This is a genomic window from Streptomyces jeddahensis, assembly GCF_001642995.1.
In the GTDB taxonomy this organism is placed as follows: domain Bacteria; phylum Actinomycetota; class Actinomycetes; order Streptomycetales; family Streptomycetaceae; genus Streptomyces; species Streptomyces jeddahensis.
Window position 1 is genome coordinate 1 of sequence record NZ_LOHS01000048.1, and the last position, 22,743, is coordinate 22,743.

Annotated in this window: 22 protein-coding genes; 10 read left to right on the forward strand and 12 right to left on the reverse strand. The window is 71.1% G+C overall.

Translation table 11 applies throughout. The annotated features are described in order from the left end of the window. Window positions 1-66: 66 nt before the first annotated feature. From STSP_RS06280 to STSP_RS06315, 8 genes are all read right to left on the reverse strand, one after another. A complete protein-coding gene (locus STSP_RS06280; RefSeq protein WP_067273217.1) occupies window positions 67-1,803 on the reverse strand; it encodes an acyl-CoA mutase large subunit family protein in 1,737 nt (578 codons plus the stop codon). A 194-nt stretch (window positions 1,804-1,997) separates the two neighbouring features. Continuing rightward, a complete protein-coding gene (locus STSP_RS06285) occupies window positions 1,998-2,336 on the reverse strand; it encodes a DUF3817 domain-containing protein (protein WP_067273219.1) in 339 nt (112 codons plus the stop codon). 100 nt (window positions 2,337-2,436) lie between these two features. Continuing rightward, window positions 2,437-2,943 carry a MarR family winged helix-turn-helix transcriptional regulator gene (locus STSP_RS06290; protein WP_067273222.1) on the reverse strand — a complete coding sequence of 169 codons (507 nt, stop codon included), beginning with the start codon at window positions 2,941-2,943 and terminating at the stop codon, window positions 2,437-2,439. Between the two features lie 116 nt (window positions 2,944-3,059). After that, window positions 3,060-3,689 carry a TetR/AcrR family transcriptional regulator gene (locus STSP_RS06295; protein ID WP_067273225.1) on the reverse strand — a complete coding sequence of 210 codons (630 nt, stop codon included), beginning with the start codon at window positions 3,687-3,689 and terminating at the stop codon, window positions 3,060-3,062. Beyond that, window positions 3,686-4,435, reverse strand: a complete 750-nt coding sequence (locus STSP_RS06300) for a DUF4166 domain-containing protein (protein ID WP_067273227.1) — start codon at window positions 4,433-4,435, stop codon at window positions 3,686-3,688. Before STSP_RS06300 ends, STSP_RS06295 begins: the two co-directional genes overlap by 4 nt. Then, window positions 4,432-5,190 (reverse strand): hypothetical protein, encoded by a 759-nt coding sequence (locus STSP_RS06305; RefSeq protein ID WP_067273229.1) that lies wholly within the window; start codon window positions 5,188-5,190, stop codon window positions 4,432-4,434. The genes STSP_RS06300 and STSP_RS06305 overlap by 4 nt, the downstream gene beginning before the upstream one ends. 193 nt (window positions 5,191-5,383) lie before the next feature. Further along, the gene (locus STSP_RS06310) at window positions 5,384-5,677 is read right to left on the reverse strand and encodes an MTH1187 family thiamine-binding protein (RefSeq protein ID WP_030672233.1); all 294 of its coding nucleotides are present in this window, start codon (window positions 5,675-5,677) and stop codon (window positions 5,384-5,386) included. Next, a complete protein-coding gene (locus STSP_RS06315) occupies window positions 5,674-6,018 on the reverse strand; it encodes a DUF3817 domain-containing protein (RefSeq protein ID WP_067273232.1) in 345 nt (114 codons plus the stop codon). Before STSP_RS06315 ends, STSP_RS06310 begins: the two co-directional genes overlap by 4 nt. A 233-nt stretch (window positions 6,019-6,251) precedes the next feature. Between STSP_RS06315 and STSP_RS06320 the strand changes: the two genes are divergently transcribed. From STSP_RS06320 to STSP_RS06335, 4 genes are all read left to right on the forward strand, one after another. Then, complete coding sequence (locus STSP_RS06320; protein WP_067273384.1) at window positions 6,252-6,845, forward strand: AIM24 family protein; 594 nt, start codon at window positions 6,252-6,254, stop codon at window positions 6,843-6,845. Window position 6,846: 1 nt separating this feature from the next. Continuing rightward, window positions 6,847-7,497, forward strand: a complete 651-nt coding sequence (locus tag STSP_RS06325; protein WP_067273235.1) for an AIM24 family protein — start codon at window positions 6,847-6,849, stop codon at window positions 7,495-7,497. Next, the gene (locus STSP_RS06330; protein ID WP_067273238.1) at window positions 7,494-8,300 is read left to right on the forward strand and encodes an AIM24 family protein; all 807 of its coding nucleotides are present in this window, start codon (window positions 7,494-7,496) and stop codon (window positions 8,298-8,300) included. Before STSP_RS06325 ends, STSP_RS06330 begins: the two co-directional genes overlap by 4 nt. A gap of 92 nt (window positions 8,301-8,392) precedes the next feature. Further along, window positions 8,393-8,869 (forward strand): MarR family winged helix-turn-helix transcriptional regulator, encoded by a 477-nt coding sequence (locus STSP_RS06335; protein ID WP_067273241.1) that lies wholly within the window; start codon window positions 8,393-8,395, stop codon window positions 8,867-8,869. Window positions 8,870-8,963: 94 nt separating this feature from the next. On the opposite strand, the gene STSP_RS06340 is transcribed toward STSP_RS06335, so the two are convergent. Together STSP_RS06340 and STSP_RS06345 are read right to left on the reverse strand one after the other, a co-directional pair. Then, window positions 8,964-10,367: a sensor histidine kinase gene (locus tag STSP_RS06340; protein ID WP_067273243.1), complete on the reverse strand. Its 1,404-nt coding sequence runs from the start codon at window positions 10,365-10,367 to the stop codon at window positions 8,964-8,966. A gap of 125 nt (window positions 10,368-10,492) precedes the next feature. Then, window positions 10,493-11,158, reverse strand: coding sequence for a response regulator transcription factor (locus STSP_RS06345; RefSeq protein WP_067273389.1), 666 nt, complete (start codon window positions 11,156-11,158; stop codon window positions 10,493-10,495). Window positions 11,159-11,289: 131 nt separating this feature from the next. Between STSP_RS06345 and STSP_RS06350 the strand changes: the two genes are divergently transcribed. After that, window positions 11,290-11,958: a PepSY domain-containing protein gene (locus STSP_RS06350; protein WP_067273246.1), complete on the forward strand. Its 669-nt coding sequence runs from the start codon at window positions 11,290-11,292 to the stop codon at window positions 11,956-11,958. Window positions 11,959-12,366: 408 nt separating this feature from the next. Here STSP_RS06350 and meaB read toward each other — a convergent pair whose 3' ends face one another. Both meaB and STSP_RS06360 read right to left on the reverse strand, forming a co-directional pair. Further along, window positions 12,367-13,323 (reverse strand): methylmalonyl Co-A mutase-associated GTPase MeaB, encoded by a 957-nt coding sequence (gene meaB, locus STSP_RS06355; protein WP_067273247.1) that lies wholly within the window; start codon window positions 13,321-13,323, stop codon window positions 12,367-12,369. A gap of 121 nt (window positions 13,324-13,444) precedes the next feature. After that, on the reverse strand, window positions 13,445-14,647 hold the full coding sequence (locus STSP_RS06360) for an acetyl-CoA C-acetyltransferase (protein ID WP_067273250.1): 1,203 nt from the start codon (window positions 14,645-14,647) through the stop codon (window positions 13,445-13,447). A gap of 144 nt (window positions 14,648-14,791) precedes the next feature. Between STSP_RS06360 and mce the strand changes: the two genes are divergently transcribed. The 5 genes from mce to STSP_RS06385 all read left to right on the forward strand — a co-directional run bounded on the left by mce (window position 14,792) and on the right by STSP_RS06385 (window position 22,736). Next, entirely contained in the window at window positions 14,792-15,232 is a 441-nt protein-coding gene (gene mce, locus STSP_RS06365) for a methylmalonyl-CoA epimerase (protein WP_067273252.1), read from the forward strand. Window positions 15,233-15,558: 326 nt separating this feature from the next. Continuing rightward, the gene (gene scy, locus STSP_RS06370) at window positions 15,559-19,431 is read left to right on the forward strand and encodes a polarized growth protein Scy (RefSeq protein WP_067273255.1); all 3,873 of its coding nucleotides are present in this window, start codon (window positions 15,559-15,561) and stop codon (window positions 19,429-19,431) included. Window positions 19,432-19,615: 184 nt separating this feature from the next. Further along, window positions 19,616-20,551, forward strand: coding sequence for a coiled-coil domain-containing protein (locus STSP_RS06375; protein WP_067273258.1), 936 nt, complete (start codon window positions 19,616-19,618; stop codon window positions 20,549-20,551). 425 nt (window positions 20,552-20,976) lie between these two features. Then, window positions 20,977-21,963 carry an ABC transporter ATP-binding protein gene (locus STSP_RS06380; RefSeq protein WP_067273260.1) on the forward strand — a complete coding sequence of 329 codons (987 nt, stop codon included), beginning with the start codon at window positions 20,977-20,979 and terminating at the stop codon, window positions 21,961-21,963. 2 nt (window positions 21,964-21,965) lie between these two features. Next, a complete protein-coding gene (locus STSP_RS06385; protein WP_067273261.1) occupies window positions 21,966-22,736 on the forward strand; it encodes an ABC transporter permease in 771 nt (256 codons plus the stop codon). Window positions 22,737-22,743: the final 7 nt, after the last annotated feature.

The window sequence follows — 22,743 nt, forward strand, 5'->3', positions numbered from 1 at the left end:
GGGCTGGGGGCACCTCCCAGCGGTAGCTGGGGGAGGGTGGGCACAACCCACGACGGCGGGGCGCCCTCAGAACCCGGGCGGCTCCGTGTACACCCCCCACTCAGCCCGAAGGGCGTCACAGACCTCCCCGAGCGTGGCCTCGGCCCGCACCGCACCGAGCAACGGCTCGATCATGTTGGAGCCGTCCCGCGCGGCCGCGAGCATCGCGGACAGAGCCGCGCTCACGCGGCCCTCGTCGCGTCGCCCCTTGCGCTCCGCAAGAGTGCGTACCTGCTCCCGCTCCACCTCATGACTGACCCGCAGAATCTCCAGATCCCCGGTCACCGACCCCTGGTGGACGTTGACGCCGACGACCTTCTTCTCGCCCTTCTCCAGCGCCTGCTGGTACCGGAACGCGGACTCGGCGATCTCCCCGGTGAACCAGCCGTCCTCGATACCGCGCAGGATGCCCGACGTGACAGGACCGATGGGATGCTGCCCGTCGGGGTGAGCCAGCCGCCCCCGCTCCTTGATCTGCTCGAAGATCCGCTCGGCGTCCGCCTCGATACGGTCGGTGAGCTGCTCGACGTACCAGGAACCGCCCAGCGGATCGGCCACGTTGGCGACGCCGGTCTCCTCCAGCAGCACCTGCTGCGTGCGCAGCGCGATCTCCGCCGCCTGCTCGCTCGGCAGCGCGAGGGTCTCGTCGAGGGCGTTGGTGTGCAGGGAGTTGGTGCCTCCGAGGACCGCCGCGAGCGCCTCCACGGCCGTGCGTACGACGTTGTTGTACGGCTGCTGGGCAGTCAGCGAGACGCCCGCGGTCTGTGTGTGGAACCGCAGCCACTGCGCCTTCTCCGTCCGAGCGCCGTACACCTCCTTCATCCAGCGCGCCCAGATCCGGCGTGCCGCGCGGAACTTGGCGATCTCCTCGAAGAAGTCGACGTGCGCGTCGAAGAAGAACGAAAGCCCCGGCGCGAAGGTGTCCACGTCCAGACCGCGGCTGAGCCCCAGCTCGACGTACCCGAAGCCATCCGCGAGCGTGTACGCCAGCTCCTGCGCGGCCGTCGCGCCCGCCTCGCGGATGTGGTAGCCGGAGACCGAGAGCGGCTTGTACGCGGGGATGTTCCGCGCGCAGTACTCCATCAGGTCGCCGATCAGGCGCAGATGCGGCTCGGGCTGGAAGAGCCACTCCTTCTGCGCGATGTACTCCTTGAAGATGTCGGTCTGGAGCGTGCCGTTGAGGACGGCCGTGTCGACGCCCTGGCGCTCGGCGGCGACGAGGTACATGCAGAAGACGGGCACCGCCGGGCCGCTGATCGTCATCGAGGTCGTCACGTCGCCCAGCGGGATGTCCCTGAACAGGACCTCCATGTCCGCCGCCGAGTCGATCGCCACACCGCAGTGGCCGACCTCGCCGAGCGAGCGCGGGTCGTCCGAGTCGCGGCCCATGAGGGTCGGCATGTCGAAGGCGACCGAGAGTCCGCCGCCGCCGTTCGACAGGATCATCTTGTACCGCTCGTTGGTCTGCTCGGCGTTGCCGAAGCCCGCGAACTGGCGGATCGTCCAGGGGCGGCCGCGGTAGCCCGTCGCATACAGGCCGCGCGTGAACGGGTACTCGCCCGGCCAGCCGATCCGCTCGAAGCCCTCGTACGTGTCCCCGGGCCGCGGCCCGTACACCGGCTCCACGGGGTCCCCGGAGAGCGTCGAACGTGTCCAATCCCTTGGGGGCTTCGTCCCCAAACCCCCGGCCGCTTCGCGCTTACGCGCAGCGTCGTAGCGGGCCTGCCAGCGGCGGCGGCCGTCCTCGATGGCGTCAGCGTCCATACGTCGAAGTTACTAGGACGTCCAAGTAAGTGTCGACGGCCAGGCTGCCACCAGTCCCAGGTACACCGCATAGCTGCAGGTCAGGACCACAGTGCCGCGAGATGTGCGGCGCGTACGTCAGCCGTCTGGCCCTGCGGCACCACGCGTCGTGGAACCGCAGCCGGCCGGGGATGCGCTCGCCGGCCGGGACCTCATCAGGCCTTGGCGACCGCCGCGCCGTCCTCGGCGATCTTGGCCTCGAGCTCACGGGAGACCTTGCGCTCCACGAAGAAGGCGGCGGTCGGGATGGTGCCGGCGATGAGCACCCACAGCTGCTTGCCGACCGGCCACTTGGCCTTGGCGCCGAGGTCGAAGGCGAAGACCAGATACACGACGTACAACCAGCCGTGCGCGATGCCGACGATCCGCGTGAAGTCCGCGGCGCCGTTCAGGTCCAGGACGTACTTGGCGATCACACCGAGGGTGAGGAGGACCAGCAGGACACCGGTGACGTAGGCCATGACGCGGTAGCGGGTCAGCACGCTTCGATTCATGGCTACGAGCGTAACCGGGCGCACGTGGAGATCTTGCGGCGCCCTGCTCCTCGACGTGCCGATCGGCCTCGGGGGCGTGCCGGAACCTCCCCGAGGCCGCTCAGTCCTCGAAGTCGTGTGCCGCGACCCGCAGCGGCCGCAGCATGGCGAAGATCTCGGCGCACTCCTCCGCGTCGTACACGCCGAGGCCGAAGTCCATGGCCATCAGGTCGCGCGTGGCCGCCTCGACGACCTCCCGGCCCTTGTCCGTGATGGAGGCGAGCGTGCCGCGGCCGTCGTTCGGGTTCGGCCGCTTGTCGACGAGGCCGGACTTCACGAGGCGGTCCACGGTGTTGGTGACGGAGGTCGGGTGGACCATCAGGCGTTCGCCGATCTTCGACATCGGCAGCTCGCCCGACTTCGAGAACGTGAGCAGCACCAGCGCCTCGTAGCGGGCGAAGGTCAGGCCGTACGGCTTGACGACCGCGTCGACCTCGGCGAGCAGGATCTGGTGCGCGCGCATGATCGAGGTGATCGCGGCCATGGACGGTACATTGCCCCAGCGCTGCTTCCAGTGTTCGTCGGCGCGGGCGATGGGATCGAAGGCAAGGCTGAGCGGCTTCGGCACGTGCTTGACCTTACCGGCCGGTTATAACCCGGTCAGCCCTGTCTCGCGGTTCCGTGGCCGTTACGGGCGTGCGCCTCACCACGGGCTCACCCAGGCTCACCGCAGGCGGGACGGGCTCACCGTCCGGCCCGCCGCAGGCGATGCCGTACGGCACGCTGGCCCACGGGCCCCAGTTCCTCGAGCGCCGCGGCCAGCACGGTCAGCTGCTCCAGCGCGTCGAGGGCCTGCCCCGCCCCCTCCGGGTCGACCCCCTCGTACAGCTCGATCCCGACGAACGCCGCCGCGACGGCCCGCGCCAGCCCGGCGGGGTCGGTGAACTCCGCGAGCGGCGTCCCCGCGAGCACCCGCCGCAGCACCGTCTCGATCTCCGCGATCCACAGGTCGAGCCCCGCCGCGGTGGCGGGTCCGAGGCGCGGATGGGTCTGGGCGCCGGCGAGCAGCTGGCCGAGCACCGCGACATGGCCGGCGGCGCGCTCCTCCGCGTGCAGCTGCCGGCCGAACTCGAGGAGCCCGGCGAGGGAGGTGATCTGCTCGAGGCGTCCGCGGTAGCGGGCGACGCGCTGCTCGGTCGCGTGCCGGCAGGCCGCGGCGAGCAGCTCGTCGACCGAGCCGAAGTGGTAGAAGACCAGCGCCTGGTTCACCCCGGCGGCGGCTGCGACGGTGCGCGCCGAGGTCTTGGCGATGCCCTGCTCGGTGAGCGTCCGCAGGGCGCCCTCCAGCAGCCTGACCTTGGTGTCCTGGCTCACGCGGCGCCCCGCATCGTGTGGCGCGCCATACGGCGGGCGTCCCGGCTCATGCGGCTCTCCTCCCGTACGGGGCGCAGCCCGGCGCGCACCCCGTGCGAGCGTACGTCGGTGTATCCGGCGGTGAACGACCCCTCGTAGCCGAAGAGCGGGCCGAAGCAGCGGTTGGTGACCCGGACGCGGACACGGAAGCGCCGGGCCGTCTCGTCGTACCACTCGCGTACCTCGGCGTCGCCGCCGATGAGGCCGGGCACGCGCAGGTCCACCGGGCCCTCGCGGAAGCGGTGCTCGCCGGAGCGGATGACGAGTCCGCCCCGGCCGTCCGCGGAGAGGTGGAGGTCGGAGGCGAGATGCTGGTGGGTGCCGAGATAGTCGAGGATGCGGTCGCCGCGGGGATCGAGGACCATCTGCGCGTCGAAGCGCCGGGGGCGCCCGCCGGGAAAGGCGAAGGTGCGGACGAAGCTGACGGTTTCGCGGCCGAAGGTGTCCGCGTAGGGAACGTTCTCGATGGTGAAGGGGATGTTCCGGCCGGTGCGCGGCACCAGTATGTGGCGGGCGGAGCCCAGTGCCAGGAACGGTTTCACGAAGGCGCCGCCGTGCCAGATCCGGTCCATCACTCCGCGTCCCGTGCAGGCCTCGCCGCTGTCGAGCCCCACGGAGAAGCGGCGCTGCAGCTGCGGGTGGAGCCGTTCGAAGTCGGCGCCCATCGCGGTGCGGAAGATCGAGACGCGGAAGGCCGTCGAGGTCATGACTGCTCCCTGAGTTCGAGTGTGGCCGCCAGCCGGGGTGCACGCGTGCGTGCCGGGGCGGTGCGCACGCAGCGGCGGGCCGCCGGGGTGCACGGCAGGGGCGGTGCGAAGAGGGCGAGGGGGACGGCGATCACGCAGAGGAGCGGGAGGAGGTACACGAGGGGTGCCGTGACGGGTTCGGCGAGCTCCACGAAGGGGCGCAGGGCGAGGCCCGTGCAGGCGGCGGCGACCGTGAGGGCCCGTGCGACCGTCTCCGCCAGCCAGTGCAGCCGCGCGCGCTCCGGCGTGATCCCGTGTTCCAGCCACAGCCGCAGCCGGTCGAACGACCAGGCCGTCGCCCATCCCATCAGAGGGCGGAACACGAACCGGTCGGCGACCCGGCCGAAGCGGCCCCACCGGGGCCGGTAGTCGTATCCGGTGAGGAAGCGGATGCCGTCGGCTGTCGGCACGTACCGCCAGTAGCCGCTGCCCTCGGCCAGCAGCGACAGCGGATGCGGCGAGGCGAACCGCAGCGCCGAGGTGCGCGTGCCGTCGGGGCGCTCCTTCTCGCCCGCGGAGACGCCCGTGCCCGCGACCGTCAGGAAGGGCAGTACGCGCGTGGCGTACCGGAAGTGCTGCGACTCGCCCTCCGCGCGCGGCAGGTAGTCGATCTCGGTGAACCTCAGATCCCAGCGCTGATGGTGCGCGGGCTCCTGGGTGAGCGCCCACAGCGCGTCCAGATCGGCCCGTATGCGTGCCTCTACGTACAGCCCCACGCCAAACCCCCGGTCAGAGAAGCTTTTGAGCGACTGCTCAACACCTTCTGCGGGTGAAGCTACACGGTTTTGAGCAGTTGCTCAAACAGTGAGGCACGAGAAAGCCCCGGCCCGCGCGGGCCGGGGCTTTCCGGGAACCAGGTACGGCGTCACGGCGTCCGAGGCGACCCTCGGGACGGGTGTCACACGGATGTCAGGCAGAAAGGTGCCGCTCCACCGTCTCCACCTTCGAGGTGAGGCCGTCCGTCACGCCGGGGCGGATGTCGGCCTTCAGGACGAGCGATACGCGCGGGGCACGCGCCTCGACCGCGGCGACGGCGCGCTTGACGACGTCCATGACCTCGTCCCACTCGCCCTCGATGGACGTGAACATGGCGTCGGTGCGGTTCGGGAGCCCGGATTCGCGGACGACGCGCACGGCGTCGGCGACGTATTCGCCCACGTCCTCGCCGACCCCGAGCGGGGTCACGGAGAAGGCGACGATCATGCGTTGACGATCCCTTCCTTGCGGGCGCGGGAGGCGATCACCTCGTCCTCGGCCGCCCGCTTCAGCTTGCGGTCGGCGAAGAAGCCGCCGGTCGGCAGGACCGACAGGACGAAGTAGAGGGCAGCCGTGCCGATCCCCCACTTGGTGCGGTTCCAGGCGTCCAGCCAGAAGATCACGTAGAGGATGAACAGCACGCCGTGGATCATGCCCATCACGGGGACGGCGTTGAAGTCCGTGGTCCGCTTGAGCACCGAGCAGACGAGCAGCAGCAGGAACGAGACGGCCTCCGGTGCGGAGACCAGTCGGAGGCGGCGGAGTGCGGATGCGGTCTTGATGTCCACGGGGGTCACCTTCGGTGGGGTACGACGGGGGGCGGCTGCCCGGGCACGATGCCCTGAACGTTGATCTTGTGAATGCGAGCACAAGCGGGCCCATTGTGGCATCCGGCAGGTACTAGGGGTCGCATCAGGGTCCGCATCATCCGGTGGGCCCTGTGCGCGCCCCGCTCTGCCCCGCTACGGTCGCTTCCGTGGCAACGTTCCGACTCCAGGGCAGCAAGGTGCTCGCCGTCGACATGACCGGCGACGCCGTCAAGGCGAAGAACGGCTCGATGGTCGCCTACGACGGCCAGATGGCGTTCAAGAAGCTGAGCGGTGGCGGCGAGGGCATCCGGGGCATGGTGACCCGTCGCATCACCGGTGAGCAGATGACCGTGATGGAGGTGAAGGGGCACGGCACCTGCTGGTTCGCCGACCGCGCCTCCGAGATCAACCTCGTCAATCTGCAGGGCGACAAGCTGTACGTCGAGTCCAGCAATCTGCTCTGCACCGACGCCGGCCTGCGCACCGGCACGTCGTTCACCGGGCTGCGCGGCGCCTCCCAGGGAAACGGCCTGTTCACGACCACGGTCGAGGGCCACGGCCAGGCGGCGATCATGTCCGACGGGCCGGCGGTGGTGCTGCGGGTGACCTCGCAGTACCCCCTGACCGTCGACCCCGGGGCCTACATTGCGCACCAAGGGAACGTACGCCAGAGCTTCCAGTCCGGCGTGACCTTCCGCACGTTCATGGGCGAGGGCGGTGGCGAGGCCTTCCAGATCCGCTTCGAGGGCGACGGACTGGTCTACGTACAGCCCAGTGAGCGCAACACGATCGCAGGGGACGTCTGACATGCCCTTCCGTGAGATCAACTCCAAGATGGTCGAGGCGACGGTCATGCCCGGCCAGCGGATGTTCAGCCAGCGCGGCGCCATGCTCGCGTACAAGGGCGAGGTCAGCTTCACGCCCAACATGCAGGGCGGCCAGGGCGGCCTGATGTCGATGATCGGCAGGCGCGTCGCGAACGAGGCCACCCCGCTGATGACGGTCGAGGGCAGCGGCACCGTGCTGTTCGGCCACGGCGGACACCACATCCAGGTGATCAGCCTGACCGGCGACACGCTCTACGTGGAGGCGGACCGGCTGCTCGCCTTCGACGGAACCCTGCAGCAGGGCACGATGTTCATGGGCTCGCAGGGCGGGGTCATGGGCATGGTCCGCGGCCAGGTGACGGGCCAGGGGCTCTTCACCACCACCCTGAAGGGCCACGGCTCGGTCGCCGTCATGGCGCACGGCGGGGTCATCGAGGTCCCGATCACACCCCAGCGGCCCGTCCACGTGGACCCGCAGGCATACGTGGCCCACCATGGCGACGTGCGCAACAAGCTGTCCACGGCGCTCGGCTGGCGCGACATGGTGGGGCGCGGCTCCGGTGAGGCGTTCCAGCTGGAGCTCTCCGGCAGCGGCGCGGTGTACGTACAGGCCTCGGAGGAGAAGCTGTGAGCGCTTACGGGGCCCCGGGCCCGGTGATCCACGACCCGATGACGCTGCCGTCCGACGACAACGTCAACGCGTACACCTTCTGCGTGGAACTGAAGGGCAGCCAGTGGTTCCTGCAGAAGGGCAAGATGATCGCCTACTACGGGTCGATCGACTTCAACGGCATCGGGCACGGCCGCCTGGACCGGCTCGTCCGTACGTCCTTCCACTCGCCGCTGCACGCGAGCGACTGGGTCGTCGCCGAGGGCCAGGGCAAGATGCTGCTCGCGGACCGGGCCTTCGACGTCAATTCGTACGACCTGGAGGACGGCAACCTGACCATTCGCTCAGGCAACCTCCTCGCTTTTCAGCCAAGTCTCTCGCTGAAGCAGTCGATCGTTCCCGGCTTTCTGACGCTGATCGGGACAGGCAAGTTCGTGGCCGCGTCCAACGGCCCCGTGGTGTTCATGGAGCCCCCCATCCGGGTCGACCCGCAGGCACTCGTCGGCTGGGCCGACTGCCCGTCGCCGTGCCACCACTACGACCACGAGTACATGACCGGCGTGATGGGCGGTCTACGTGCGATGACGGGCATCGGCGGGACCTCCGGCGAGGAGCACCAGTTCGAGTTCGTGGGGGCGGGCACGGTCCTGCTGCAGTCGACGGAAACCCTCATGGCCGATCAGGCGACGGGAGCCGTCCCGCACGAGGCAGGTGTGCCCGGCGGCCACGGGGTATCCGGTCACCAGGGACAGCACGGCCCCCAGGCTGGCGTACCGCGATTTCCCGGACAGCTGGGGGATCTCCAGCGGCGCTTCGGCCTGTGAGCGGTAGTCTGCGGAGTGTGACATCGAACGCGTGCACGCTGTCACACCCCACACACTCGTCCGCATTTCAACTTCTTAGGTAGAATCGACTCATGGAGACCGAGACGGCCACGCGCTGGCTGACGGATGCGGAGCAGTGCGCCTGGCGCACCCACCTGGAAGTCAACAGATTGTTGACGTACCAGCTGGAGCGGGATCTGCAGCCGTTCGGCCTGACGATGAACGACTACGAGATCCTCGTCAACCTGTCCGAGTCCGAGGGCCACCGCATGCGCATGAGCGATCTGGCCGCCGCGACCCTCCAGTCCAAGAGCCGCCTCTCGCACCAGATCACGCGCATGGAGAGCGCACAGCTCGTGCGGCGCGAGAACTGCGAGTCGGACCGCCGGGGGCTGTTCGCCGTGCTGACCGAGCACGGCATGGAGACCATGCGGCGGGTCGCGCCGCACCATGTCGCGTCGGTGCGGCGGCATTTCATCGAGCTCCTCTCGCCCGAGGCGCTCGAGGAGCTCCATAAGTCGCTGCGGCCGGTGGCGGAGCATTTGCGGGTGCAGCGGGGGAAGCCGTAGCGCTCCGCGCGGCCTGGGTAATGTGCCAGGGCACCGTACGTCGTGGGTTGTGCCCACCCGTTCCGCCCTGCGGAACGATTGCCCACAACGGGAACTAGTCGGCGGGGAGCCGGAGTTCGAAGAGTGCGCCTCCTTCAGGGGCGTCGGCGACCGTTAGGGCTCCGGCGTGGCGCAGGGCCACGTCCCTCGCGATCGCCAGGCCCAGGCCCGCGCCGCCATCGTCCCGGGTCCGGGCGTCGTCGAGGCGTACGAAGCGTTCGAAGATGCGCTCCCGCTCGGCCTCCGGGACGCCGTCCCCGTCGTCGGCGACCTCGACCACGGCACAGGACCCCTCAGCCCGTACGGTGACCGTGACCCGCGAGCGTGCGTGCCGCTGTGCGTTGTCCAGCAGATTGCCCAGAACACGGGCCAGCTGCCCGCGCGACCCGGCCACCTCCACCTGCTCCAGGTCCGCCTCCACACGGATCCGGTCGGCCGTCCGCTGCGAGAGCTCCTCGCGTACCAGTGCCGCCAGGTCGAGGCGCATCGCGCCGGGCCGCTCCCCCGCGTCAAGGCGGGCGAGGAGCAGCAGGTCGGCGGCCAGCTGCTGCAGGCGTACGGTGTCCGCGACCGCGCCGTCGACGTCGAGCAGCTCCGGGTGGGCGGCACCCACTTCGAGCTGCGTCCGGAGCGAGGCGATGGGGCTGCGCAGCTCGTGCGAGGCGTCCGCGACGAACCGGCGCTGGCGCTCCACGGAGGCCTCCAGCGCGGCGAGCGTCTCATTGGTGGTCCGCGCAAGGCGGGCGATCTCGTCGTGCGTGTCCGGCTGCGGCACGCGCCGCGCAAGGTCCTCAGAGGCCGTGATGGCGGCCATCTCGCGGCGAATGTCCTCCACCGGCCGCAGGGCGCGCCTGGTCACCAGCCAGGTCACGGCGGCGACGACGGCGAGCAGCAGCGGGAAGCCGACGAGCATGGCGGTCAACGCGGTGCGGACGGCGCTCTGCTCGGCGGAGAGGGACGCGCCCGCATACACCGTGAGGGTGCCCTGGCCGTCCACCTCCACCTGGACCTCGGCGAACCGGTAGTCCTCGGTCTCGCCGTCGACCGTCGCCGAACCCTCGCTGAAGGCGGCCTCCTCGGAGATCTCACCCGCTTCGAGGGAGTCGTCATGCTCTTCGTCGTCATCATCCGACGCCGGAACCGCCTCCGGCCGCACGGCGCCGCGGCCCGTACCGCTGATGCGCTCCAGATCCTCGCTGACGGCGCGCAACCGCCCGTCCTGGTCGAAGACCTGCACGGGGTTGTCGCCCTCGAGGTCCAGCTGGTCGAACGGCGTGTGCCCCGCCAGATCAGCGGCCACCCTGCGCGCGGCCGACTCGGCCTGGCCGTCCGCCTGACCGGTCAGATTCGCGCGCAGTGCGAGGACGACGGCAGCACCCGCGGCGACCAGCGCCACCGCGACGACCAGCGTCGCCCCGAGCGTGGCTCTCGACCGTACGGACCCCAGGAGCCGCCTCACCCTTCTTGGCTCCGTTCGCCTCCGGGGCGCCACAGCCGGTGTCGAGAGTGCGACCGTGCTCAGCCCTCCTTCGTCACGCCTCCGCGCGGTCGCACTCTCGACACCGACGCGCCCCTTCGGCTCACTCACTGCGCGGCCTCCAGCCGGTATCCGGCGCCGCGCACGGTCCTGATGAACCGGGCCCCCAGCTTGCGCCGCAGCGCGCTCACGTACACCTCGACGATGTTCGGATCGCCCTCGTACGCGAAGTCCCAGACGTGCTCGAGGATCTCGGCCTTGGACACGACCTCGCCCACCCGCACCACCAGGTGCTCCAGCACGGCGAACTCCTTTGCGGTGAGCGGCACTTCATCCTCACCGCGGAACACCCGGCGGGCCGCGGTGTCGACCCGAAGCTCCCCCACCCGGTGCACGGGCGAGCCGCCCGCCCGGCCGCGCCTGCGCAGCAGCGCCTTGATACGGGCGACCAGCACGACGTACGAGAACGGCTTGGTGAGGTAGTCGTCGGCTCCCGTGTCGAGCCCCTCGGCCTCGTCGTACTCGCCGTCCTTCGCTGTCAGCATGAGGATCGGCACGTCGTGCCCGGCGGCGCGCAGGGCCGCGCACACCCGGTAGCCGTTCATGCCGGGCAGCATGATGTCGAGCACGACGAGGTCGTACGCGCCCTCGCCCGCCCGGTGCAGTCCCTCGAGCCCGTCGTGGACGACGTCCACGGCGTAGCCCTCGGCGGTCAGGCCCTTGGCGAGCGACAGGGCCAGCCGCCGCTCGTCCTCAACAATCAGCAGCCGCATGCGCACAGCTTCGCAAAGGGAACCTGAAGGCTTCTTCAGGTTCCCTTCAGCGGGGCTTCAGCATCGATCGTCCAGATTGGTCCTCGTCGCAACGAACGGCACGAAGCCGTACGACAACGGGAGGATCCATCATGAAGCGCACCATCGTCATCGCCGGCGCCGCCGCGGCCCTCATCGCCGGCGGGACCGTGACGGCCTTCGCCATCACGGGCGAGGACGAGGCGCCGGCTCGCGCGTCGAACGTGCAGATCAGGGACGACGAGCAGGTCGGGGACGACGAGCGGGTCGGGGACGACGAGCGGGTCGGGGACGACGAGCGGGTCGGGGACGACGAGCGGGACGACGCCGCCGAGGTGAAGACCGCGCGCGTGTCGGCCGGCGAGGCCATCGCCTCGGCGCTCGCACACACGCCGGGGACCGCGGTCTCCGCCGACCTCGAGGACGAGCACCACCGCCTGGTCTGGGACGTCGACGTGCTCACCAAGGGTGACGAGTGGCGGAGCGTCCAGGTCGATCCGCGTACGGGAAAGGTCCTCGGCTCGCATGTCGAGCACGAGGACGATGATGACGCTGCGCGGGTGCGGGCCGCTCTGGACGGGGCGTCCGTGTCCGCCTCGGAGGCGGCGAAGGCCCTTGCCGGGCGGGGAACGGTCACGTCTGTCGACGTGGACGACGACGGGACGGGGCGTGCCTGGGAGGTGGAGACGGTCGCCTCCGGCGTCGAGCGGGACTGGGGCGTGGACCTGCGGTCCGGCGCCGTTACGGCGGAGCGCCCGGACGACGACGGCGACGACGACTGACCCGTCGCCCCGTCTCGGGCTGCGCCCACGGGAAGCTGCGCTGAGGCCGTACGCAGGGGCGCCCGCCGTCGTGGGTTGTGCCCACCCGTTCCGCCCTGCGGAACGATTGCCCACAACGGTGACGATCGCCCCCCACCGGCCGGTAGCCGCCCACGCGCCGAAGGGGACGTGGCGGGATGTGCGCCCGCAGCGGCTGGCGCAAACTCCGGGCTCCCCGAACGATGAGGGGTCGGCGCCAGACCGAGGCGTACATCCCGGCGCGGCCCCGACCCACGTACCGGCAGGTGGCGACCGACCACCGGCCAGGAGCCGCGTGCGGACCTGGACCCACGCCCGGCGGGTGGCGAACCACCCGCCGGGCGTGAGCCGCGCGCGTACCCCGACCCACCACCGACAGGCGGCGCCGCGTCAGCGCTCCGTTAGCCCCGCCACCAGTTCGTCCGCCGCCGCGTACGGATCCAGCTCCCCCGCCACGATCCGTTCCGCCAGCGCGCTCAGGCGTCGGTCGCCGTGCAGGTCGCCGATCCGTTCCCGCAGTGCCGTGACCGCGATCGTCTCGACCTCCCCGGCGGCCCGGGCCAGCCGCCGCTCGGCGAGGACGCCCCGCTCCTCCATCCACGCCCGGTGCTTCTCCAGCGCCTCGACGACCTCGTCGATGCCCTCCCCGCGCGCCGCCACCGTCTTCACGATCGGCGGGCGCCAGTCACCGGGCGCGCGGGACTCCCCGAGCCCCAGCATGTGGTTCAGCTCGCGCGCGGTCGCGTCGGCCCCCTCCCGGTCGGCCTTGTTGACCACGTACACGTCGCCGATCTCGAGGATCCCGGCCTTGGCGGCCTGGATCCCGTCGCCCATCCCGGGCGCGAGCAGCACCACGGACGTGTCCGCCTGCGAGGCGATCTCCACCTCCGACTGGCCGACCCCCACGGTCTCCACGAGCACGACGTCGCACCCGGCGGCGTCGAGCACCCGGATCGCCTGCGGCGCGGCCCACGCGAGCCCACCCAGATGGCCGCGCGTGGCCATCGACCGGATGTACACCCCGGGATCCGACGCGTGCTCGGACATCCGCACCCGGTCCCCGAGCAGCGCGCCGCCGGAGAACGGGGACGACGGGTCGACGGCCAGCACGCCGACCCGCTTCCCGGCCTTGCGGTACGCGGTCACGAGCGCGGACGTGGACGTGGACTTCCCGACGCCCGGCGACCCGGTGAGCCCCACCACGTACGCGTGCCCCGTCAGCGGCGCCAGCGCCTCCATGACCTCCCGCAGCTGCGGGGACGCCCCCTCCACCAGGGAGATCAGCCGGGCCACGGCCCGCGGCCGCCCTTCCCTGGCCTGGGCCACCAGCGAGGCGACGTCCTGCATCACAGCTCCGTTCCGGGTCGTACCGACAAGACGTGTTCGTACGCGACGTACGTGCGTGCCGGGCGAACCGGGCACGTACGACGTGACGCGTAAGGGGACCTACCCCGACCGAAAGGAGAGGTCAGCCCTTGGGCACCCGCACGATCAGCGCATCTCCCTGCCCGCCGCCACCGCACAGCGCGGCCGCGCCCACGCCGCCACCGCGCCGCTTCAGTTCGAGCGCGAGGTGGAGGACGAGTCGGGCACCGGACATCCCGATCGGGTGACCCAGGGCGATCGCACCGCCGTTGACGTTCACCCTTTCGGTAGACACCCCGAGGTCCTTCATTGACTGCACCGCGACGGCGGCGAAGGCCTCGTTGATCTCGATCAGGTCGAGGTCCTCGACCTCGAGCCCCTCCTTCTTCAGCGCGTGCGCGATGGCGTTCGACGGCTGCGACTGCAGCGAGTTGTCAGGACCGGCCACGTTGCCGTGGGCGCCGATCTCGGCGAGCCACTCCAGGCCCAGTTCCTCTGCCCTGGCCTTGCTCATCACCACGACCGCGGCCGCACCGTCCGAGATCTGCGAGGCGGAACCGGCCGTGATCGTGCCGTCCTTGGCGAAGGCCGGGCGCAGCTTTGCCAGCGACTCGACGGTCGTCTCGCCGCGGATGCCCTCGTCCTTGCTGAAGACGACGGGCTCGCCCTTGCGCTGCGGGATCTCCACGGGCGTGATCTCCGCCTCGAAGACGCCGTTCTTCTGCGCGGCGGCGGCACGCTGGTGCGACAGGGCGGAGAACTCGTCCTGCTCCGGGCGGGCGATCCCCAGCCGGGTGTTGTGCTTCTCCGTGGACGCGCCCATGGCGATGCCCTCGAAGGAGTCGGTCAGGCCGTCGTACGCCATCGCGTCGAGCATCTCGATCGCGCCGTACTTGAAGCCCTCGCGGGACTTCGGCAGCAGATGCGGAGCGTTGGTCATGGACTCCTGGCCGCCCGCGACGATCACGTCGAACTCACCCGCACGAATGAGCTGGTCGGCGAGCGCGATGGCGTCGAGCCCGGAGAGGCAGACCTTGTTGATCGTGAGCGCCGGGACGTTCATGGGGATGCCGGCCTTGACCGCGGCCTGGCGTGCCGGGATCTGCCCCGCCCCGGCCTGCAGCACCTGGCCCATGATCACGTACTGCACCTGGTCCCCGCCGATCCCGGCCCGGTCCAGCGCGGCCTTGATGGCGAAGCCCCCCAGGTCCGCACCCGAGAAGGACTTGAGCGAGCCGAGGAGCCGCCCCATGGGCGTGCGCGCGCCCGCGACGATCACTGAGGTGGTGCCGTTCGTTCCAGACATGAGACAGATCCCCTTCCGGCGACAGCGCCGAGGAGTGAACGAGGGTTTACTTGAATGTACTGACCGGTACCCACCCCGTCATCCGGCAGACGGTGTGATCGCGCGCACGTTGCGTAACCAACGCCGGAGCGCTGCACTGAATTCATGCTGACGCGAATCGACCACATCGGGATCGCCTGTTTCGACCTCGACAAGACTGTCGAGTTCTACCGTGCCACGTACGGCTTCGAGGTGTTCCACTCCGAGGTCAACGAGGAGCAGGGCGTACGGGAGGCCATGCTCAAGATCAACGAGACCTCCGACGGCGGCGCCTCCTACCTCCAGCTGCTCGAACCCACCCGCGAGGACTCCACGGTGGCCAAATGGCTGGCCAAGAACGGCGAGGGCGTGCACCACATCGCCTTCGGCACCGCGGACGTGGACGGCGATGCCGCGGACATCAAGGACAAGGGCGTCCGCGTCCTGTACGACGAGCCCCGCCGCGGCTCGATGGGCTCGCGCATCACGTTCCTGCACCCCAAGGACTGCCACGGAGTCCTCACGGAGCTGGTCACCTCGGCGCCCGCTGAGCCGTCCGGGCACTGACGTCCGTACTGCATGTCCGCGGGACTGCATCGTCCCGGCCCCCCGGCCCCCCGGTCCCCCGGCCGGCCGGGGAGGCCAACCCCCGGACCCCCGGCCGAAAAAGGCAGCTCGGCCCGGCCAAGCGGATGAGCTGGGCGGGTAGGGTTGGAGCGGCTCCCCGCTCGCCGGGGGGTCGCGGGCCGGGGTCCAGGTTTCGGGGGACGAGCGTCGGGGCAGCAGCCCATGCTCCGCCGTTGATCTGACACCATTCCCCGGGGGCCCCGTTCGGCGGATGGACGGTGCTCGTGTGGAGAGACTTGCGACCAGGGGACGGATGGGACCGCGCAGTGCGGGGCTACGAAAGCCAGGAGAGCGGGCGACGGCCTGAGGCCGATCATCTCTCTCGGTTCGAGGCCGAGATGGAGCGGCTGAAGACCGAGCGTGAGAAGGCCGTCCAGCACGCCGAGGATCTCGGCTACCAGGTGGAGGTGTTGCGCGCCAAGCTCCACGAGGCGCGCCGGAACCTGGCGTCCCGTCCTGCCTACGACGCTGCCGACATCGGCTACCAGGCCGAGCAGCTCCTTCGTAACGCCCAGATCCAGGCCGAGCAGCTGCGCGCCGACGCCGAGCGCGAGCTGCGCGAGGCCCGCGCCCAGAACCAGCGCATCCTCCAGGAGCACGCCGAGCAGGCGGCCCGCCTCCAGGCCGAGCTGCACGCCGAGGCCGTGTCCCGCCGCCAGCAGCTCGACCAGGAGCTCGCCGAGCGCCGCGCGACGGTCGAGTCGCACGTCAACGAGAACGTGGCCTGGGCCGAGCAGCTGCGCGCCCGCACCGAGCAGCAGGCACGCAGGCTGCTGGAGGAGTCGCGGGCCGAGGCCGAGCAGGCGCTCGCCGCCGCCCGTGCCGAGGCCCAGCGCCTCACCGACGAGGCACGTCAGCGGCTGGGTACGGAGGCGGAGACCGCCCGTGCCGAAGCGGAAGCGATCCTGCGCCGGGCCCGCACCGACGCCGAGCGGTTGCTGAACGCGGCGTCCACACAGGCCCAGGAGGCCACCGACCACGCGGAGCAGCTGCGCAGCTCCTCGGCGAGCGAGTCCGAGGCGGCGCGACGGCAGGCCACCGAGCTGAGCCGCGCCGCCGAGCAGCGCATGGCCGAGGCCGAGACCGCGCTGCGCGAGGCCCGCGCCGAGGCCGAGAAGGTCCTCGCGGAGGCGAAGGACGCCGCGGTCAAGGCGCTGGCGAACGCCGAGTCGACGAACGAGCAGCGCACCCGCACCGCCAAGGAGCAGGTCGCCCGTCTGGTGAGCGAGGCCACGAAGGAGGCCGAGTCCACCAAGGCGGAGGCCGAGCAGGTCGTGGCGGACGCCAAGGCCGAGGCCGAGAAGCTGATCGCCGAGGCCGCCGAGAAGGCCCGTACGATCACGGCCGAGGAGACCGCGTCGCAGCTGTCCAAGGCCGCGCGCACCGCCGAGGACGTGCTGAACAAGGCGTCCGAGGACGCCAAGGCGACCACGAAGGCCGCGACCGAGGAAGCCGAGCGGATCCGCCGCGAGGCGGAGGCCGAGGCGGACCGGCTGCGCGCGGAGGCGCACGACATCGCCGAGGAGCTCAAGGGCGCGGCGAAGGACGACACCAAGGAGTACCGCGCCAAGACGGTCGAGCTGCAGGAGGAGGCGCGCCGGCTGCGCGGCGAGGCCGAGCAGCTGCGGGCCGAGGCGGTCGCCGAGGGCGAGCGGATCCGCAGCGAGGCGCGGCGCGAGGCGATCCAGCAGATCGAGGAGGCGGCGAAGAGCGCCGAGGAGCTCCTTGCCAAGGCGAAGGCCGACGCCGACGAGCTGCGCTCCACGGCGACGGCCGACAGCGAGCGCGTGCGTACGGAGGCCATCGAGCGCGCCACGACGCTGCGCCGGCAGGCCGAGGAGACCCTGGAGCGCACCCGCGCCGAGGCCGAGCGGCACCGCGCGGAGGCCGCCGAGCAGGCCGAGGCCACCAAGACCGAAGCGGAGCAGGCAGCGCAGGCGCTGCGCGAGGAGACCGAGCGCGCCATAGAGGCACGGCGGTCCGAGGCCGCCGAGGAGCTGACCCGGCTGCACACGGAGGCCGAGGAGCGGCTCGCCACGGCCGAACAGGCGCTCAGCGACGCACGGGCGGAGGCGGAGCGCATCCGCCGCGAGGCCGCCGAGGAGACGGACCGCCTGCGCAACGAGTCCGCGGAGCGCATCCGCAGCCTCCAGGCGCAGGCCGAGACGGAGGCCGAGCGGCTGCGCAACGAGGCCGCAGCGGACGCCTCGCAGTCCCGCGCCGAGGGCGAGGCCGTGGCGGTACGGCTGCGCAGCGAGGCCGCCGCCGAGGCCGAGCGGCTGAAGACGGAGGCCCAGGAGACGGCCGACCGCGTACGGGCCGAGGCCGCGGCCGCCGCCGAGCGCGTCGCCGCCGAGGCCGCCGAGACGCTGGCCGCCGCCCAGGAGGAGGCCGCCCGGCGCCGCCGCGAGGCCGAGGAGACGCTGGGCTCGGCCCGCCAGGAGGCCGACCAGGAGCGCGAGCGGGCCCGCGAGCAGAGCGAGGAGCTGCTGGCGTCCGCGCGCGCCCGTATCGAGGAGGCGCAGGCCGAAGCGGCACGCCTCGTCGAGGAGGCTGACCGGCGGGCGACCGAGATGGTCGCGAACGCCGAGCAGACCGCCCAGCAGGTGCGCGACTCCGTGGCCGGGCTGCACGAGCAGGCCCAGGAGGAGATCTCGGGCCTGCGCAGCGCCGCCGAGCACGCGGCGGAGCGCACGCGTACGGAAGCGCAGGAGGAGGCGGACCGAGTCCGCGCCGACGCCTACGCCGAGCGGGAGCGGGCCGCCGAGGACGCGGCCCGGCTGCGGCGCGAGGCGGCGGAGGAGACCGAGGCCGCCAAGTCCCTGGCCGAGCGCACCGTCTCGGAGGCGATCGCCGAGTCGGAGCGGCTGCGTTCCGAGGCCGCCGAGCATGCCCAGCGGGTGCGTACGGACGCGTCCGAGACCGTCGCGACCGCCGAGCAGGACGCTGCGCGCACCCGGGCCGAGGCCCGCGAGGACGCCAACCGCATCCGGTCCGACGCGGCGACCCAGGCCGACACGCTGATCGGTGAGGCCGTCAGTGAGGCGGAGCGGCTGACCACGGAGACGAACGCGGAGGCCGAGCGGGTCCGCGCCGAGTCCGTCGCCAAGGCCGAGAAGCTCGTCTCCGACGCGGCCGGCGAGGCCGAGCGGCTGCGTGCCGAGGCTGCCGAGACCGTCGGGTCCGCGCAGGCGCACGCCGAGCGGATGCGCAGCGAGGCGGAGCGCGTCAAGGCCGAGGCAGAGGCGGAGGCCGAGCGCCTCACGTCCGCGGCCCGTGAGGAGGCCGAGCGCACCCTCGACGAGGCCCGGCAGGACGCCAACAAGCGGCGCTCCGAGGCGGCCGCGCAGGTCGACAAGCTCATCACGGAGGCCACCGCGGAGGCCGAGAAGCTCACCTCCGAGGCGCAGCAGAAGGCGTTCAAGGCCACCGCGGACGCCGAGGCGCAGGCCGACACCATGGTCGGCGCCGCCCGCAACGAGGCCGAGCGGCTCGTCACCGAGGCCACCGTCGAGGGCAACGCACTGGTGGAGAAGGCCCGCGCGGACGCCGACGAACTCCTCGTCGGCGCGCGCCGGGACGCCGTCGCCATCCGGGAGCGCGCCGAGGAGCTGCGCGACCGCATCACCACCGAGATCGAGGAGCTGCACGAGCGCGCCAGGCGGGAGTCCGCGGAAGCCATGAAGTCCGCGGGCGAGCGGTGCGACGCGCTGGTGAAGGCCGCCGAGGACCAGCTGGCCGAGGCCGAGGCGAAGGCCAAGGACCTGCTGGCGGAGGCCAACTCCGAGGCGAGCAAGGTGCGTATCGCCGCGGTCAAGAAGGCGGAGGCCCTACTCAAGGAGGCCGAGCAGAAGAAGGCCGAACTGGGGCGCGAGGCCGAGCGTGTCAAGAGCGAGGCCGAGGCCGAGGCCAAGCGGATGGTCGAGGAGGGCAAGCGCGAGCTGGAGGTGCTGGTCCGCCGCCGCGAGGACATCAACGCCGAGATCTCCCGCGTCCAGGACGTGCTCGAGGCGCTGGAGTCCTTCGAGGCGCCGTCGGCCGGCAGGGCCGCGGCGAACGGCGGTCAGGGCGCCGCCGGCGTCAAGGCGGGAGCGACGGTAGGCCCTCCACGATCGGGTGGTAAGCCGTCGGAGGACTAGCCAGAACGGCCCCTTCCGTGCTTTGTAGGGAGCTTCGGTGCTCTTGCTCCGCAAGTGCTCCGGGCCTTAGCCACTCAAAAGGGGTGTCATTCTCCAGATCTAACGGGCATCTGCTCGATGACACGCCGATTGGGCCCCTAGGATTCTCCCTATCACCTCACCGGTCTCATTCGACAGGAACCCCATGAGCGACACTTCCCCCTACGGCTTCGAGCTTGTGCGGCGTGGATACGACCGCGCGCAGGTGGACGAACGCATTTCCAAGCTCGTCTCCGACCGTGACAGTGCCCTTGCGCGTATCACCGCTCTGGAGAAGCGCATCGAGGAGCTGCACCTCGAGACGCAGAACGCCCAGGCCCAGGTGAACGACGCCGAGCCGTCGTACGCGGGTCTCGGCGCGCGCGTCGAGAAGATCCTCCGCCTCGCCGAGGAGGAGGCGAAGGACCTGCGCGAGGAGGCCCGGCGCGCGGCCGAGCAGCACCGCGAGCTCGCCGAGTCGGCGGCCCAGCAGGTGCGCAACGACGCAGAATCGTTCGCCGCAGACCGCAAGGCCAAGGCCGAGGACGAGGGCGTTCGGATCGTCGAGAAGGCCAAGGGCGAGGCGGCGTCGCTGCGCGCCGAGGCGCAGAAGGACGCGCAGTCCAAGCGCGAGGAGGCGGACGCCCTCTTCGAGGAGACCCGGGCGAAGGCCGCGCAGGCGGCCGCCGACTTCGAGACGAACCTGGCCAAGCGCCGCGAGCAGTCCGAGCGCGACCTTGCGTCGCGTCAGGCCAAGGCGGAGAAGCGGCTCGCGGAGATCGAGCACCGTGCGGAGCAGCTCCGTCTCGAGGCGGAGAAGCTGCGGACGGACGCGGAGCGGCGTGCGCGCCAGACCGTGGAGACGGCGCAGCGCCAGGCCGAGGACATCGTCGCCGACGCGAACGCCAAGGCGGACCGGATCCGCTCGGAATCCGAGCGGGAGCTGGCGGCCCTCACGAACCGCCGCGACTCCATCAACGCGCAGCTGACCAACGTCCGCGAGATGCTCGCGACGCTGACGGGCGCGGCGGTGGCCGCGGCCGGCTCGCCGACGGAGGACGAGCCGATCTCGCGCGGGGTTCCCGCCCAGCAGACGCGCTGACGCGAGTTGTACGTGCCCCGCACCGCGGTTCGCGGTGCGGGGCACGGTTGCGTTGGCCTCCGGCCGTCGTCGGCTGGGGCGCCTACGGCCGGTGACTGGGTCGGGGCCGCGCCGGGGTGTACGTCCTCGGTCTGGCGCCAGGCCGTACGTCGTCGGGCGAGCCCATACGTAGCGCCAGCCGCTGCGGGCGCACACCCCGCCACGTCCCCTTCGGCCGGAGGGCGCCTGCAGGCCGGTGGGGTCGACCGTTGTGGGCAGTCGAGCCGCTCCCGTTGTGGGCAATCGTTCCGCAGGGCGGAACGGGTGGGCACAACCCCACGACGGCGGGCGCCGTGAAACCGTTGGCCCGCCCGGCAGAGGGCACCGGCACCCCAAGGGTGCCGTACAACAGGCGCCGCCTTCGGCGGCGCCCTAGCGTTGTCGACATGATCGAGCTCGCCGGACTCACCAAGCGCTACGGCGAAAAGCTGGCCGTCAACAACCTCACCTTCACCGTCCGCCCAGGCATGGTCACCGGCTTTCTCGGCCCGAACGGCGCCGGCAAGTCCACCACCATGCGCATGGTGCTCGGACTCGACCGCCCCACCGCGGGCGACGTCCGCATCGACGGCATCCACTACGACCAGCTCAAAGACCCGCTCAAGTACATCGGCGCACTGCTCGACGCGAAGGCCGTGCACGGCGGCCGCAGCGCCTACAACCATCTCCTCTGCCTCGCCCAGAGCAACGGCATTCCCCGCAGCCGGGTCCGCGAGGTCCTCGACACGGTGGGCCTCACGGCCGTCGCGAGGAAGAAGGCCAAGGGTTTCTCGATGGGCATGGGGCAGCGGCTCGGTATCGCCGCCGCGCTGCTCGGCGACCCGCGGATCCTGATGTTCGACGAGCCGGTCAACGGCCTGGACCCCGAGGGCATCCACTGGATCCGGAACCTCATGAAGTCGCTGGCGGCCCAGGGACGTACCGTCTTCGTCTCCTCGCACCTGATGAGCGAGATGGCGCTGACCGCCGACCATCTGGTCGTCATCGGCCAGGGCCGGCTCCTCGCGGACACCACCATGGCGGACTTCATCCAGCAGAACTCCCGCTCGTACGTACGGCTCCGCTCCCCCCAGCGCGAGCAGCTGCTCGACGCGTTGAGCCGGGCCGGGATCAGCGCCGTCGAGGTCGGCAACGGCGCCCTCGAGGTGGACGGCGGCAAACCGGAGCTGCTGGGTGAGCTGGCCGCCCGGAACGGGATCGTCCTCCATGAGCTCAGCCCGCAGCAGGCCTCGCTCGAGGCGGCGTTCATGCGGCTCACCGCCGAGGCCGTGGAGTACCACGCGCACGCGGAGACCGTCGGTGGTACCACTCCGTCACCGCCGGAGCAGCAGCCCGAATGGGGTGCCACGTGGCAACAGCGGAAGGGGCATTGACCATGTCTGCGATCCAGGTCGTCAGGTCGGAATGGACCAAGATCCGGTCGGTGTCATCCACAGTGTGGACGCTCGGTCTCGCCGCCGTCGTCACCATCGCTCTCGGGACGCTCATCAGCATCCTGTCCAAGCGGGAGTTCGACAGCCTGGGAGCCCGGGAACAGGTCTCCTTCGACCCGACCTTCATCAGTTTCGCCGGGATGAGTCTCGGTCAGCTGGCGATGATCGTGTTCGGCGTCCTCGTCGTCTCCAACGAGTACAGCACCGGCATGATCCGTACCTCGCTCGCGGCCGTCCCCCAGCGCGGCACCTTCCTCTTCGGCAAGGTCGCCGTCGCCACGCTCCTCGCCTTCGTCGTCGGACTGGCCACCAGCTTCGTCGCCTTCTTCCTGGGGCAGGCGATGCTCGGCGAGCACGCGGCGTCCCTCAGCGACCGGGGCGTCCTGCGGGCGGTCATCGGCGGCGGCCTCTACATGATGCTGATCGCGATGTTCTCGATGGGCGTCGCCGCGATGCTGCGGGGCCCGATGCTCTCGCTCGGCATTCTGATGCCGTTCTTCTTTCTGATCTCCAACATCCTGGGGAACGTCTCGGCGACCGAGAAAATCGGCCGGTATCTGCCGGACCAGGCGGGCAGCAAGATCATGCAGGTGGTCACGCCGTTCGGCGACGACACCCCGTACGGGCCGTGGGGCGGGCTCGGAATCATGGTGCTGTGGGTGATGGCGGCGCTGGTCGGCGGCTATGCGGTGATCAAGAAACGGGACGCCTGACCAGCCC